Raw genomic sequence first — 15,575 nt, forward strand, 5'->3', positions numbered from 1 at the left:
CAGGGAGAGATGGGGATGAACAAGCAAATGCGTTTTGCCCGCACCAGGATGGGCGCGGCAGTGCTGGTGGCGTTGGCCGCCATGGACGTTGGCTCGGCTCGCGCCGCGCAGTGGGGCCTCGATAATGGCTGGACCGTGAACCTGGATTCCACCGTATCGCTGGGCGTGGCGGTGCGCGCATCGAAAGCCCAATGCCGCTACCTGGGCAACGACAATGGCGGCTGCGTGGGCGATGCCGTCACGCCGCTGCAGCAAATGAATCCGGCCGCGTTTTCCATGAATATCGACACGCTGCGGCTGAACCAGGACCTGGGCGACGTGCACTATCAGCGCGGCCAGGTCGTTTCCAGCAACCTGCAATACACGGCGGATCTGTACGTCAAGGCCACCGATGGCTGGAGCGGCTTGCTGCGCGGCGTGGCCAACCACGACTTCGCGGTGGCGCACACGAAGCGCGGGGCACTGGATCCGGAGGCCAAGGACTTCGCGGTCAGCAATCCGCGCTGGCTCGATGCCTACGTGACCAAGGAATTCGAAGCGGGCGGACAGCATGGCCGCGTGCGCGTCGGCAACCAGGTATTGAGCTGGGGCGAAAACCTGTTCATCACGGGCGGCATCAATTCCATCAACCCCCTGTATGCGCCGGCCGCGCACCAGCCGGGCACGCCGCTGAAAACCTTGTTCATCCCGTCGCCGATGATTTCCGCCAGCACGTCGCTGGCGCCTGGTCTGGGCATTGAAGCGTATTACCAGTGGAAGTGGAACAGCTTTGCGTTCGATGCGCCGGGCACGTTCTTTTCCACCACCAATTTCCTCGGCAAGGGCGGGCGTGGCATTTATTTGCCGACCACCCTGCTGAATGCCGCCGTGGCACCGTATGGCATGCCGCCGTTTGCCAGCGGCACCATCGGCAATACGGCGACAGTCATTGCGGGCCCGAATCCCGCCACCGGCCTGCCATACAACCGCCGCCTGGGCTTTAACGAACTGGCTGATCCGATGGCCAATCCGGCCGGACCGCTGATTGGCGCCGGTACCGTGATTCCCCGCGGCCGCGACATCAAGCCGGACGACGGCCAGGGCGGCGTGGCGCTGCGCTACCAGTTCCCGGAATCCGGCAATGAACTGGGCCTGTACTATTTCCGCTACAGCGACAAGGTGCCGTTCGTGAGTTATCAAGTGACCGGCACTGTCACCAATCCGTTTGGCTGGCAAGCCGTGGCCGAGTACGCACGCCACCGCGACCTGTTCGGCGTGTCGTACAACTTCCAGGCCGGCGAATGGGCGATCGGCACGGAACTGTCGTTCCGCCCCAAGGATGGCGTGGCGATCGACCGTTCCGCTGTCATCGATCCGGCCAACCGCTATTACTGCAACGCGCTGTCGGACTTCACGGTGGCGCCGGTGGGTACGCATTGCCAGGGCTGGGTCGACACGCAGCACTATCAGTGGCACGTAACGGGTATCCATATCCTGTCGCAATCAGGTGCGCTGGGCGGCCTGCTGCGCGCACTGGGCGCCAGCGAAGGCACGATCACGGCGGAAAGCGCGGTGGCGTATTACCCGAAACTGCGCTTCAACACCGGGGCGCCGTATGCGGTAACGGCCGATTACCGGCAACCGACCAGGGCATCGTGGGGCGTGGTGGTGGCCGCTTCGGTCACCTATCCGAATATCTTCGGCACCCGCGCGTCGCTGTCGCCGGACCTGGCCATTTCGCAAGGCGTGTCCGGCTATTCCGCCACGGCGCTGCCGGGCTTTGTCAAAGGGGCCGGTGCTGCCGTGCTAGGCGCCACGATCGACTTTAAATCCAAGCCTGAAACCAAGCTGCGCTTCGATTTCACGAAAAACTGGGGCGGCGGCGCAAGCAACTTGATGCGCGACCGCGATTTCTTCTCCGTCAGCCTGGCTTCGTCGTTCTAATGATCTCGCACCTGATAACCCGCCTCGAAGCGCTCGTATTCGGGCGCCGCCGGGAATTCCTGATGGCGCTGGCCGCCTTCACCGCCGTGATGGGCGTGATGGCGTCCAAGCTGCACCTGGAAGCCGGCTTCGAGAAGCAAATGCCGCAAGGGCATGAATACATCAAGACGTTTGAACAGTACCGTGACCAGCTGTTCGGCGCCAACCGGCTGACCATTGCCGTGCATGCCCGCCAGGGTGAAATCTGGGACGCGCAGGCGCTGGGCCAGGTGCTGAAAGTGACGGAGGCCGTGACGTACCTGCCGGGCGTGGACCGCACCAGCGTCACGTCGCTGTGGACGCCGAACGTGTTCTTTACGGAGATCACGGAAGACGGCTTCCGCGCCGAACCGGTGGCGGGCGGCGATATCGTGCCCGAAAAACTGACGCCGGACGTCATCGCGAAAATGCGCCAGCGCACCATGGCGGGCGGCCACGTCGGCACCCTGGTGGCGCGCGACCATACCAGCGCGCTGATCACGGCCGGCTTGACGGACGTCGATCCCCGCACCGGCGAAAAGCTCGACTACATCCGCCTCAACCGCCAGCTGGAAGAAAAAGTCCGGCGCGCATTTGAAAACGACAAGGTCGAAGTGCAAATCATTGGCTTCGCCAAGCAGATCGGCGACATTGCCGACCGTTCGGATGAAGTGGCGCGCTTCTTCGTGGTGGCCTTCCTGCTGACGGCCGCCGCCGTGTACTGGTATTGCCGCTCCGTGCGTCTGACGGTGCTGCCGCTGGCCTGTTCGCTGACGTCGCTGGTGTGGCAGTTCGGGACCTTGCGCCTGCTGGGATTCGGCCTGGATCCGCTGGCCATCCTGGTGCCATTCCTTGTGTTTGCCATCGGCGTGTCGCACGGCATCCAGCAAATCAATTACATCGTGCGCGAAGTCGCCAATGGCGCCGATTCGGGCGTCGCGGCGCGGCGCAGCTTCACGGGCCTGCTGATTCCCGGTTCGCTGGCGTTGATCACGGCGCTGGTGAGTTTCATCACCTTGATCCTGATTCCGATCCCGATGATCCGCGAACTGGCCATCACGGCAGCCATCGGTGTCGGCTACAAGATCCTGACGAACCTGATGATGCTGCCGGTGGCCGCTTCCTACTTCCGCTTTACGCCGGAATTTGCCCGCGAGGCGCTGGCGCGCCGCGAAAAGCATGGCGCGTGGCTCGGCGTACTGGCGCGGATAGCGCGGCCGCGCAACGCCCTGGTGGTTACGGTGATTGGCGCGGCCGTGTTCGGCGTGGCGTACTGGCAGAGCCAGGGCCGCCACGTCGGCAGCCTGCAGGCGGGGGCGCCGGAACTGCGCGCCGAGTCGCGCTACAACCGTGACGCGGCCGGCATTGTCGAGCGCTTCGACGTGGGCCTGGACTGGTTGACGGTGGTATTCGAAGCAACGCCGAAGCGTGATGGAGACGTCTGTTCGCGTGTGGACCAGATGCTGTTCACCGATGAATTTGCGTGGCATATGAAGGGCGTGCCGGGCGTGGTGTCGGCCGATTCGCTGGCCGGGCAGCTGAAGCTGTACAACGCCGGCATGAACGAGGGCAACCCGAAGCTGGCCACAGTGACGCGCGATGCGCGTGGCCTGGGCGGGCAATTCCAGGGCGTCAACAACCGCATTGCCGGCCTGTCGTCCAACGATTGCCGGGTGCAGGGCGTCAACCTGTACTTGCCGGACCACCGCGCCACCACCATCAAGAGCGTGGTGTCGGCCGTCAAGGCATACCGCGACGACAACCACCTGGACGGCGTCGCATTGCGGCTGGCCAGCGGCAACGCCGGCGTGCAGGCCGCCACCAATGAAGTGCTGGAAGCGTCGGAAACGCCGATGATGCTATACGTGTATGCGGCCATCCTGGTGCTGGTGTTCCTGGTCTACCGCGACTGGCGGGCCATGATCGCGTGCTGCCTGCCGCTGACGGTGGCCACGTGGATCGGTTACTGGTTCATGAAAGAACTGGAAATCGGCCTGACGGTGGCGACCTTGCCTGTGATGGTGCTGGCTGTGGGCATCGGCGTCGACTACGCCTTCTACATCTACAACCGCCTGCAAGTGAACCTGGCGGGCGGACTGGAATTCACCCGCGCGCTGGAACGCGCACTGTCCGAGACCGGGTTGGCCACCGTGTTCACGGCCATCACCTTGTCCGTCGGCGTGGCCACGTGGACCTTCTCCAGCCTGAAATTCCAGGCCGATATGGGCGCGCTGCTGACCTTTATGTTCCTCGTGAACATGGTCATGGCCATTACTTTGCTACCGGCCTTTGCCGCGGTGCTGGAGTGGTGCGTGCCGCGCCGTGGTCCCGTGCACATGCCGGCAATTTTGCAGCATTGAAAGGCATTCCCATGAAACCGAGCCACTTCTTTTCAATGACATCGATCGTCCTGCATGTCGCCTGCGGGGCGACGGCAGCCGAACATCCCGGCCAGCCGGCCGGCGCGGGGCAGGCGCAGAACGCGGCGGCTGCGCGCTGGCCCGCCCTGGCGCAGGCGCAGCGCATTGCCGCCGCCAACGGCTTTGCCGGCGTGCCGCTGCTGGCCGCGGCACAGGCAGGCCAGCGGGTGGTGGCCGTGGGTGACCATGGCGCCGTGCTGTTATCCGATAACGGCGGCGCGTTCCGCCAGGCCCGCTCTGTCCCGGTGCGCGCGATGCTGACGTCCGTGCAACTGGTCGATGCGAAGCGCGGCTATGCGGCGGGCCATGACGGTGTCGTGCTGGGGACGCAGGATGGCGGCGATACGTGGACCATGCTGCGCGCCACGCCCGGCGAGGAACAGCCGATTCTCGCGCTGTACTTCACGACGCCGGAACACGGCATCGCCGTCGGCCTGTATGGATGGGCCATCGAAACGCGCGATGGCGGCCGCACCTGGGCGCCGCTGACCGTGGCATCCGGCGAAGAAGCCGACCGCCATTTACTGCACGTCTTTGCGTCGCCGCGCGGCACGCTGTTCATCGCCGGCGAGGCGGGCACGCTGTTCCGCTCGGCCGATGGCGGCAAGTCGTGGCACGCGCTCTCCACCGGCAACAAGGGGTCGCTGTGGCATGGCCGCGCACTGGCCGACGGCACGCTGCTGGTGTGCGGCATGCGCGGCCACCTGTACCGCAGCCACGACGATGGCTTGACGTGGCAGGCGGTGGCGTCGAACACCACGCAATCGCTGACGGGCATCGCGGAACTGGCCGATGGCAGCGTGGCCGTGGTGGGGATGGCTGGCACCGTGCTGCGCAGCGCGGATGGCGGCAAGAGTTTTGCGCTGGCCGAGCGGGCGGGGCGTGAACCGCTGACAGCGGTGGTGGCCGATGGCAAGCGGGCGCTGTTGATGTCGATGGATGGACCGCTGGCCGATGGGCGGTGAGGAGTTGGAAATGAACAAGCGAACTGTAACAACGAACGGCCGCCGGGGCTTCCTCGGCATGGCGGCAGCGGCATCGGCCGCGGCGGCCGCCGGCGCCATGCCGGCAACCGTGCAAGCTGCCGCCAGGACGCCGGCCCATGACGTGCTCGACGTCGTCATCATCGGCGCCGGCCTGGCCGGCCTTACGGCCGGGCGCGACCTGCGGCGCGCCGGCTGCGAATCCTTCGCCGTGCTGGAAGCGCGCGACCGCGTCGGTGGCCGCACGTTGAACCATGACCTGGGCAATGGCTATTTTTCCGAAGCGGGTGGCCAGTGGATCGGCCCCGGCCAGACCGCCATTGTCGACCTGTGCCGCGAACTGGGCGTGGGCACGTTCCCGACATATTGGCAAGGCAAGACCACGATGCTGGCCGGCAGCGCCCGCGCGACGCAGGAAAGCGATGGCGGGTTCGGCACCGACCCGGCATTGCGCCATGAACTGGAACAGATGGCCAGGCTGGTGCCATGCGGGGCGCCCTGGACGTCGCCGCGTGCGGCAGAGTGGGATGCGCTGTCGCTGGCCGACTGGCTGGCTACCAAGAACCTGTCGCCGGCCGATCAGATGAGCTGGGTGATCGGCGCGACGTTGACGGCCGGGGCGCCGCCGCAAAAACTGTCGCTGCTGCATTACCTGGGCTTGATCAATTCCGCCGGCTGCAGCTATGAACGTTTGGAAGCGATCAAAGGCGGGGCGCAAGAAACCCGTATTGCCGGCGGCGCACAGGCGCTGTCGGTCAAGATGGCCGAGGATCTCAAAGGCAAGATCAGGCTGTCGTCGCCGGTGCAGCGCATTGAAAACTGGCAAAACGGTCCCGCCGCCATCCATACGCCGCACGGCGTGATCCGTGCCCGCAGCGTCATTGTCGCGCTGTCGCCGGCGCTGTGCCACCGCATCGCATTTGACCCGCCGTTGCCGGAAAAGCGCCGCGAAATGCAGCGCCGCTGGCCCGCGTTTGCCCCGATGCGCAAGACGGCGCACGTGTACAAGAAGGCCTTCTGGCGCGACAAGGGCTACAACGGCTGGATCGTGCAAGCCAAGGGCCCTGTCATCTGGGCATACGACAACTCGCCGGAAGATGTGTCGTTTGGCGTCATCAATGCCTTCGTCAACAGTGGCGTGCTGCCGTCCGATCCCAAGGCGGCGGAACAGGAACTGTCGCGCATCTATACGCAAGCGTTTGGCGAAGAAGCGCTGCATCCGATTGCCTACCACGACCACGACTGGGGCAAGGCCGACAAATGGTCGCTGACCTGCACGTCGCCAATTCCGCCGGGCTTCCTCACGCATTACGGCGACGCGCTGCATCCGCCGGTGGGCCGCCTGATCTGGTCCGGCACGGAAACAGCCGATATCTGGGCCACGGCCATGGATGGCGCAGTGCGTTCCGGCCACAAGGCCGCGCTGCAAGCGTTGCAGGCGCTGGCCCCGGCGGCAGGGAGGATGAAATGAACCGGACGATCCAAACGCGCAGCCGCCCGGGCCTGGCCCGGCGCGTGCTGGCCATCGCGTGCTGGCTGTCGCTGGCCGGCGGCGCCGTGGCGGGGATCACATACGGTCCCGAACTCTATGGCCTGGTCGAACTGGGCAAGCAGATCGACGCGATCGCGCTGGAAGATGCGGGCAAAGCCGGCCCATGGCCGCGCGCCGCCGACGCGTGCGTGGCCTGCCACGGTTTCGACGGCAATGCCCGGGCGCAAACGTATCCGCGCCTGGCGGGCCAGCCGGAGGCTTATTTGAAAAAGCAATTGCTGGCTTTTGCCAGCAGCGAGCGCGGCGATCCCATCATGACGCCGCTGGCGCTGTCGATGCCGGAAAAGGAACTGGCCGCGTATGCCGCCCATTTCGCCCGCATGCAACCGGTGGCCAATGCCACGTTCAAGGGCGACCCTGCGGCAGTGGGCCGTGGCGCCGCGCTGGCCGCCACGCACAACTGTGCATCGTGCCATGGCGCGCAGTTGCAGGGGCAGGGCGAATTTCCCCGCCTGGCCGGACAGGGCGCCGATTACCTGCGCGACCAGCTGGCGCATTTCAAGGATGGCACGCGGCATGACGCCGTCATGCGCGCCGTTGCCAATGCGCTGGCGCCGCAAGACATCGACGACCTGGCGCACTACCTGGCCAGCCGCTGACCATCCGGAGATTTCTCATGACCCACCTTAACGAAAGCAATGCAATGGAAGACCCTGCAGAAAAAACCGATACCGCACCGGAAGCGTCAGCCTTGACACGGCGTGGTTTCCTCGGGATGGCGGCTGCCGCCGCAGCGGGCATGACTGCCACGGTAACGGCGGTACATGCGGCACAGGCCCCAGTCACACCAGCGGCAAGCGGCGTGTTGGATGTGGTGATTATCGGCGGCGGCCTGGCCGGACTGACGGCGGCGCGTGATTTGAAGCGGGCAGGCTGCGAGGCCTTTGTCTTGCTGGAAGCGCGCGACCGCGTGGGCGGCCGCACGTTGAACCACGACCTGGGCAAAGGCTATTTCACGGAGGCGGGCGGCCAGTGGATCGGTCCCGGCCAGACCGCCATTGCGGACCTGTGCCGCGAACTGGGCGTTGGCACGTTTCCCAGCTTGTGGCAAGGGAAAGCCACGATGGTGACGGGCAAGGCGCATGCGGCGGTGGAACTGGGCGGCGGCTTCGAGACGGACCGCAAGCTGACGCGCGAACTGGAAGAAATGGCGAAGCTGGTGCCGTCCGGCGCGCCGTGGAAATCGCCGCGGGCGGCGGAATTCGATGCGATCACGATCGGCGAATGGCTGGCGAAGAAGAATATCGCGCCGGGCGACCAGATCGGCTGGTCCACGGGCATCACGCTGTCCGGCGGCGCGGCGCCGGCACGCGTGTCGCTGCTGCACTGGCTGTCGATGGTCAATTCAGCGGACTGCATTTATGACCGGCTGGAAGCCGTCAAGGATGGCGCACAGGAGACCCGCATTTCAGGCGGCTCGCAAATCCTGTCGATCAAGATGGCGGAAGAATTGAAAGACAAGGTCAGGCTGTCGTCGCCCGTGCTACGGATCGAAAACTGGCAGAACGGAGAAATGCGTGGGCCGGTTGTCATCCATACGCCAAACGGCGTGCTGCGCGCCCGCAGCGTGATCGTCGCGCTGTCGCCGCCACTGTGCAACCAGATCGCGTTCGATCCGCCGCTGCCGGCGGCCCGCGCGGAAATGCAGCGCCGCTGGCCCGCCTTTGCACCGGCCCGCAAGACGGCGCACGTATACAAGAAGGCGTTCTGGCGCGACAAGGGCTTGAATGGCTGGATCTTCCAGCCCAAGGGCCCGGTGCTGTGGGCTTATGACAACTCGCCGCAAGACGCGTCGTTTGGCGTCATCAACGCTTTCGTCAACAACAGCATGCTGCCGGCCGACCCCAAGGCGGCCGAGCAGGAACTGTCGCGCATCTATGCGCAAGCCTTTGGCGATGAAGCGCTGCATCCCGTTGCGTATCACGACCATGACTGGGGCAAGGCCGACCGCTGGACGCTGACGTGCGTGTCGCCGATGCCGCGCGGCTTCCTGACCAGGTATGGCGAAGCGCTGCATCCCCCCGCCGGGCGCCTGATCTGGTCCGGCACGGAAACCGCGGACATCTGGGCCGGTTACATGGATGGCGCGGTGCGCTCGGGCCACAAGGCGGCGCTGACGGCGCTGCAATCCGTCAATGGAAGGAAAGCGTGATGGAAACCGTAAAGAAACCGCGCAGCGCCGCCGGCTGGGCGTTGATCACCGTGGGCTGGCTGGCGCTGGTCGCGGTGCTGGTGGCCGGCATCGTGTTCGGGCCGAATGTGCTCGGCCTGGTGGAGGCGGGGCAGGACGTGGAGCGGATCGCGCAGGAAGATGCGCGCAATGGCGGACCCTGGCCCCGCGCCACCGACACGTGCCAGGCGTGCCACGGATTCGAAGGCAATGCGCGCGCATCGAACTATCCGCGCCTGGCCGGACAGCAGCAAGCCTATATCGCCAAGCAGTTGCGCGACTTCGCCAGCGGCGCGCGTACCGACCCGACCATGACGCCGATGGCGCTCAGCATGGATGACGCGGAACTGAACGCGATGGCGGCGCACTTCGCGAAGATGCAGCCGGTCGCCAACGATACGTTCAAAGCCGATCCGGCGGCGGCCACCCGCGGCGAAGCGCTGGCGAAGTCGGCCAACTGCGCGTCGTGCCATGGCCAGCAATTCGAAGGCAAGGGTGAATTCCCCCGCCTGACGGGCCAGAACGCGGGCTACCTGCGCGACCAGCTGGCGGCCTTCAAGGGTGGCAAACGCAAGGATCCCGTGATGGCAGCCATTGTGGCGCCGCTGGCGGAACAGCAGATCGACGATCTGGCGCAATACCTGGCCGGCCGCTAAGGCCGGGCTCGCAATACGGCACGGGTGGACGCCGCATCTGTCAGAAGAAAGTCCACCCTCCATAACTTTTACAAGCAACGCTTCTATTTTCAAGGAGAACAATCATGGCTAAGCATCCTGTCGTAGTGTATGGCGCAAGCGGTTATACCGGCATGCTGATCATGGACTGGCTGATCGACCAGGGCATCCCATTCACCGCAGTCGGCCGCAATGCGGGCCGTATCAGGGAAATGATGGCGCAGCGCGTCGTGCGCCTGGAATCGGCGGAATATGAAATCGTCGAAGCGGACCACAATGTCGATTCGCTGGTCAAAGCCTTCAAGGGCGCGAAAGTGGTGTGCGCCACCGTCGGCCCGTTCGTCCATTCCGGCCTGGTGACGGTGGAAGCCGCCGTGAAAGCCGGCTGCCATTACCTCGACACGACCGGTGAACAGGCATTCATCCGCCAGGCGCGCGACCTGTTCGACGAACAATACCGCCAGGCGGGGCTGCTGTTGTCGCCATCGAACGCCTACATGTACACCTTTGCGGAAATCGCCGCCGAACTGGCGCTGGAAACCCCGGGCGTGGACGTGCTGGAAACCGCGACCTTGTGCCGCGGGCCGCGCGGCGGCGCAGGCATCAGCGTTGGTTCGACGGCCACGATTTTCGAAGGCTACCGCCACGAATCCTGCTACCTGTGGGAAAAGAAGCTGGTGCCGCACGCAGCCGACGCCAGCTTCAGCATCGTCGACCCGGCCTTCATGCAGCCTGTCTTCACGTTGCCTTGGGGCGGCACGTCGCTGCCCGTGTATTTCGAACGCGACCCGCGCGTGCGCAGTTGCGTGTCCAGCGTCGGGTTCTATGACAATAATGCGATGCGCATGGTGCACTCGCTGGGCCAGAAATGGGAAGCCGAGTACAAGCACCTGTCGCCGGAACAGCAGGACGCCGTGCTGAAAAATATCGTGGATTCCACGACGCCATCCATGCCGCCACGCGAGCGCACCACGGTGCAGCGCACGGTGGACTTCGCGATCGGCCGTGGCCAGCTGGCGTCCGTGCGCGCCACCGTGCATGGCACGACCCCATACATTTCCACCGGCGCCATTCATGCGGCCGGCGTCATGAAGCTGCTCGACAACGACACGGCCAAAGTCGGCTTCGCATCCGGCTCGAAAGCATTCGGGCACCGCTACCTGCTGGGCTTCCTGGAACAACGCGGCCTGGCGCGCGCCACCGTGACGCAGCTGTAACGGGGATCATCATGGCTATCATCGATTTCTTCGACCGTGGCTGGCGCGGCAACCCGGATGGCATCGCATACATCCAGGACGAGCGCGAATACACGTTCCGCGAAGTGCGCGAACTGTCATGCCGCGTTGCCAACGCGCTGGCCGAAAGCGGCTTTGGCCGCCAGGCGATTGGCGCCGTGTGGTCGGATAACGACGTCACCGGGTGGACGTGCTTGCTGGGCCTGTGGCGCGCCGGCATGACCGGCATCCCCGTCAATGGCCGCAACGCGCCGTCGGAAAACCAGTACGCGCTGGACTTCTTCGATTGCGAAGTGCTGTTCTTCCAGCAGCGTTTTGCGGAAACGCTGGAAGCGCTGCGCCCGCAATTGCCGAAAGTCCGGCTGTGGGTGTGCACCGATGGTGAATTGCCCTGGGCAATCTCGCTGCAGCGCTGGTGCGGCAACCAATCAGCCGACGCGCCGCAGGTCGAGTATGGCATGGATGACGTGGTGACCTTGTCCGCGACGGGTGGCACCACGGGCCTGCCGAAGGGTGTCATGAATACGCACCGCTCGATCCAGACGTACCTGGCGCAATTCATGATGGCGCACCCGTACCAGGGCGCGCGTCCCGTGAACCTGGCGGCGGCGCCAATGACGCACACCGCGGGGCTGATGTCGCTGCCGTGCACGTCGCTGGGCGGCACCGTGGTGGTGGTCACCAGGCCGGAACCCGCCACCGTGTTTGGCGCCATCATGAAGTACAAGGTGACCGAACTGTTCCTGCCACCGACCGTGATCTACCGCCTGCTCGACATTCCCGGCGTTGAAAAGCTGAACCTGTCGTCGCTCAAGTACTTCCTGTATGGCGCGGCGCCGATGTCGGTGGAAAAGCTCAAGCGCGCCATCGAAGTATTCGGCCCGGTGATGGCTGGCGGTTATGGCCAGACCGAGGCGCCGGCATCGATTTCGTACCTGCCGCCAGCCGACCATTTCATTGATGGAAAACTGGCGTCCGACGAGCGCCTGTCGTCGGTGGGCCGTCCGAATCCGCTGATCCGTGTCGAGATCATGGACGACCGCAACCAAGTGCTGCCGCAGGGGGCGACGGGCGAAATCTGCGTGCGCGGCGACCTCGTGATGAAAGGCTATTACAAGGCGCCCGACAAGACCGCGGAAACCATCATCGATGGCTGGCTGCATACCGGCGACGTTGGCCATCTCGATGCGGAAGGCTTCCTGCACATCACGGACCGCAAGAAAGACATGATCATCAGCGGCGGCTTCAATGTCTATCCCAGCGAAGTCGAACAGGTGATCTGGTCCCATCCAGCCGTGCAGGATTGCGCCGTGATCGGCGTGCCCGACGACAAGTGGGGCGAGGCCGTGAAGGCCGTGGTGGAGCTCAATGCGGGACAAAGCGTCAGCGCGGAAGACGTCATCGCGCTGTGCAAGGAAAAGTTGGGCTCGGTCAAGGCGCCGAAAAGTGTGGACTTCGTGCCCGCGCTGCCGCGCAGCCCGGTTGGCAAAGTGTTGAAGAAAGACTTGCGCGAGCAGTACTGGAAGGGCGTGCAACGCAGGATTTAAGCAACCCCTGAAACATGGCCGGCCGGGCGCCGGCCATGGATGGACTTCATTATGGAATGCATATCATGAGCAATATCTACATCGCCGGCATCGCCATGACGGTGTTTGGCCGCCATCCCGGACGCAGCGTTGACGACCTGGCGGGCGAAGCCCTGCGCGGTGCGCTGAATGACGCCGGCTGCACGGCCGGCGACCTTGGCGTCGCCTATTACTCCGGCATCACCAATGGCGCGCTGCAGGGCCAATTGTCGATCCCGGGCCAGGTGGTGCTGAGCAAGATCGGCGTCCAGGGCATCCCCATTTTCAATGTGGAAAACGCGTGCGCCTCCGGCAGCACGGCTGTGCACCTGGCCGTGCAAAGCCTGAAGGCGGGCAGTTGCGACGTGGCGCTGGCATTGGGCGCCGAGAAAATGGTGGTGGCCGACAAGGCAAAATCGTTCGCGCTGTTCGAAGCTGGCTGGGACGTGTCGCGCGTCGAGGAGAACTTCAAGATCCTGGCGCGCATGGGCGAAGGCATTACACCGCCGCCCGGCTCGGAGTCGGACAAGCCGTTCAGCCGTTTCATGAAAATTTATGCGGGGCTGTGCCGCCACCATATGAGCCAGTATGGCACCACGCAGCGCCAGATCGCGGCCGTGTCGGCCAAGAACCACCAGCATTCCGTGCACAACCCGTATTCGCAATTCCGCCAGCCGTTCACGATCCAGGAAGTGCTGGCGGCGCCGCCCATCACCTACCCGATCACACTGCCGATGTGCGCTCCGATCTCGGACGGCGCCGCTGCCGCCATCCTGTGCACGGAAGAAGGCTTGCGCCGCATCGGCGCGGACCGCAAACGCTGCGTCAAGGTGGCCGCCAGCGTGATCCGCAGCTTCACGCACCGCCGCATCGATGAACCGCTGAAAAACATCGGCCGCTTGGCCGCCATCGAAGCCTACGACCAGGCCGGCCTGTCGCCGGTCGACATGGACGTGGCGGAAGTGCATGACGCGTCGGCCATGGGTGAAATCATCCAGGCGGAAAACCTCGGCTTCGTGGGACTCGGCGACGGCGGCGTGGCCGCCGAACGTGGCGACTTCACGATCGGCGGGCGCATTCCCATCAATCCATCCGGCGGGCTGGAATCGAAAGGCCATCCGCTGGGCGCCACGGGCATAGGCCAGCTGTATGAACTGGTGACGCAATTGCGCGGCGAAGCGGGACCGCGCCAGGTGGAAAACGCGCGCCATGCCATCCAGGAAAACGGCGGTGGCTTGCTGGGCGTGGAAGAGGGTGCGCTGGCGATCCACATCCTCAGCAAACCTTAACGAATGAATGGAGGCGAACATGGCCACGAATAACTTGACCACTGAAGCATTCCGCACGATCGGTGGCTGGCTGGAGCGTCCAGCCGACCCGCAGCCGCAATTGACGGGCAACGTCAACGCCGATGCCATCATCGTTGGCGGCGGTTTTGCGGGCTTGAATACCGCGCTGGAATTGAGGGCGCGCGGCGCCAGCGTGGTGCTGCTGGAGCGGGATTTCGCGGGATTCGGCGCCAGCGGCCGCAATGCGGGCTACCTCGGCGGTGGACTGGGGCTGGAATACGACATGTTCGCCAAGCGCGTCGGCCACGAACAGGCTACGAAAATCGTCGGCTTTTATGAAGCCGGCGTGCCGTACGTGGAGGCGCGTCTGGCCGCCAGCGGCATAGCCTGCGACTACATCCAGTCAGGCATCGTCCGCGCCGCCGTACACGCATCGCAAGAAGGCAAATTGCGCAAGGATATGGCGACCGGCATGTCGCTGGGCGCGCCGCTGCAATTTCTCGACCATGCAGCCATGCGGGCAAGGGGCATTCCGGCGGCATTTCTGTGCGGCGTCTACGCTGCTGGCGGCGGCACCCTGGATCCCGGTAAATATGTGCTGGGCTTGCGGCGCGCGGCGCTCCAGGCCGGTGTCAGGATATTCGAAAACTCGGGCTTGCAGGCGTACCACGAAGGCAAGGTGATCACCGCGCATACGGCGGGTGGCAAGGCGACCGCGCCCTACATGGTGTTGGCCACGAACGCCTATACGCCGCAACTGGGCTTGCTTGGCAATAAGGTGACGCCGCTGCGGGTGTCGGCAATTGAAACGGAACCACTGCGGGCCAAACAACTGGCGGCGCTGGGCTGGCACGGACGGGAAGGCATCATGACCCCGCACTGGACCATGGAAAGCTTCCGCCTGACGGCGCGCAATACCATCGTTGCCACCACCAAGCAGCTCAACTACGTCTATGGCGGGGGCACGCCGAATGTGCCGGACAATGACGCTTATGCGGCACTGGCATCGGGCTTGCGCGACCGTTTCCCGATGCTGCAAGACCTGGGCATCCGCGCTTGCTGGAGCGGCTACGTCAGCCTTGCGTACGACGCCTTGCCCGTCGTGGGCGAGACGGGCACGCACGGTAATGTGCTGTATTCGGCAGGCTGTTCCGGCCATGGCGTGGCCACCCAGTCGCTGATGGGCCTGCTGCTGGCGGAACGGGTGATGGGTAATGAACACCCGCTGCTGGCAGCGCTGCGCCACAAGACGCCGTCGGTCTTGCCAGAGCCGCTGCAATGGTGTGCCGTCAAGTCGGCACTGCGTATCACGGGCCTGCTGGACGCCATCACCAACCACAGGGCGCGCGGGGCTGCCACGCAGGGAGTGGCGCCATGATGTTTGCATTGAAGGTGCTGTGCCTGCTGTTGTACGTGCTGGGATTGGCCGACTGGCTGGGCGTGTGGCCGCATGGCGCCGCCGCCGTGGCTGCCGCATTGGTGCTGGCTGCCCACGCGGCGGAAGCGGTGCTGGCGCTCCGCTATGTGCGGCTGTACCAGGGACCGCTGTTTGTCAGCCTGTTGCTGACCGTGCTGTTCGGACTATTGCACGTCATGCCGCTGGCGAGGCAGGCACGGCCTGCGGGATCAGCGGGCATGCCGGCGGCACCCCGCCCGTCGCGGCAAGACTTGAAAACCGCCGCGGCACGCGATTAACCGTTGTCTCCTCCATCCGATCCGGATGGATTTTGCCCGGCGGCCACGGGG

At 64.9% G+C, this 15,575-nt stretch carries 12 protein-coding genes; all 12 read left to right on the forward strand.

Annotated elements, in window-relative coordinates; translation table 11 throughout:
* The first annotated feature begins 15 nt into the window (after window positions 1-15).
* The 12 genes from GJ700_RS09565 to GJ700_RS09620 all read left to right on the forward strand — a co-directional run bounded on the left by GJ700_RS09565 (window position 16) and on the right by GJ700_RS09620 (window position 15,524).
* Entirely contained in the window at window positions 16-1,923 is a 1,908-nt protein-coding gene (locus tag GJ700_RS09565) for a DUF1302 domain-containing protein (RefSeq protein ID WP_229506899.1), read from the forward strand.
* Window positions 1,923-4,301, forward strand: a complete 2,379-nt coding sequence (locus GJ700_RS09570; protein ID WP_154373050.1) for an efflux RND transporter permease subunit — start codon at window positions 1,923-1,925, stop codon at window positions 4,299-4,301. The genes GJ700_RS09565 and GJ700_RS09570 overlap by 1 nt, the downstream gene beginning before the upstream one ends.
* A gap of 11 nt (window positions 4,302-4,312) precedes the next feature.
* The gene (locus tag GJ700_RS09575; protein ID WP_229506900.1) at window positions 4,313-5,326 is read left to right on the forward strand and encodes a WD40/YVTN/BNR-like repeat-containing protein; all 1,014 of its coding nucleotides are present in this window, start codon (window positions 4,313-4,315) and stop codon (window positions 5,324-5,326) included.
* Window positions 5,327-5,336: 10 nt separating this feature from the next.
* The gene (locus tag GJ700_RS09580; protein WP_229506901.1) at window positions 5,337-6,815 is read left to right on the forward strand and encodes a flavin monoamine oxidase family protein; all 1,479 of its coding nucleotides are present in this window, start codon (window positions 5,337-5,339) and stop codon (window positions 6,813-6,815) included.
* Window positions 6,812-7,495 (forward strand): c-type cytochrome, encoded by a 684-nt coding sequence (locus GJ700_RS09585; RefSeq protein WP_154373053.1) that lies wholly within the window; start codon window positions 6,812-6,814, stop codon window positions 7,493-7,495. The genes GJ700_RS09580 and GJ700_RS09585 overlap by 4 nt, the downstream gene beginning before the upstream one ends.
* A gap of 44 nt (window positions 7,496-7,539) precedes the next feature.
* Window positions 7,540-9,048 (forward strand): flavin monoamine oxidase family protein, encoded by a 1,509-nt coding sequence (locus tag GJ700_RS09590; RefSeq protein WP_154373436.1) that lies wholly within the window; start codon window positions 7,540-7,542, stop codon window positions 9,046-9,048.
* Window positions 9,048-9,722: a c-type cytochrome gene (locus GJ700_RS09595; RefSeq protein ID WP_154373055.1), complete on the forward strand. Its 675-nt coding sequence runs from the start codon at window positions 9,048-9,050 to the stop codon at window positions 9,720-9,722. Before GJ700_RS09590 ends, GJ700_RS09595 begins: the two co-directional genes overlap by 1 nt.
* Window positions 9,723-9,826: 104 nt before the next feature.
* A complete protein-coding gene (locus tag GJ700_RS09600) occupies window positions 9,827-10,957 on the forward strand; it encodes a saccharopine dehydrogenase family protein (RefSeq protein ID WP_154373056.1) in 1,131 nt (376 codons plus the stop codon).
* Window positions 10,958-10,968: 11 nt separating this feature from the next.
* Window positions 10,969-12,522, forward strand: a complete 1,554-nt coding sequence (locus GJ700_RS09605; RefSeq protein ID WP_154373059.1) for a class I adenylate-forming enzyme family protein — start codon at window positions 10,969-10,971, stop codon at window positions 12,520-12,522.
* 65 nt (window positions 12,523-12,587) lie between these two features.
* Complete coding sequence (locus GJ700_RS09610) at window positions 12,588-13,829, forward strand: thiolase family protein (RefSeq protein WP_154373061.1); 1,242 nt, start codon at window positions 12,588-12,590, stop codon at window positions 13,827-13,829.
* Between the two features lie 19 nt (window positions 13,830-13,848).
* The gene (locus GJ700_RS09615; RefSeq protein ID WP_195763842.1) at window positions 13,849-15,207 is read left to right on the forward strand and encodes an NAD(P)/FAD-dependent oxidoreductase; all 1,359 of its coding nucleotides are present in this window, start codon (window positions 13,849-13,851) and stop codon (window positions 15,205-15,207) included.
* Entirely contained in the window at window positions 15,204-15,524 is a 321-nt protein-coding gene (locus GJ700_RS09620) for a hypothetical protein (protein WP_195763843.1), read from the forward strand. Before GJ700_RS09615 ends, GJ700_RS09620 begins: the two co-directional genes overlap by 4 nt.
* Window positions 15,525-15,575: the final 51 nt, after the last annotated feature.

The organism is Pseudoduganella rivuli (genome assembly GCF_009674485.1).
Lineage (GTDB): Bacteria > Pseudomonadota > Gammaproteobacteria > Burkholderiales > Burkholderiaceae_D > Rugamonas > Rugamonas rivuli_B.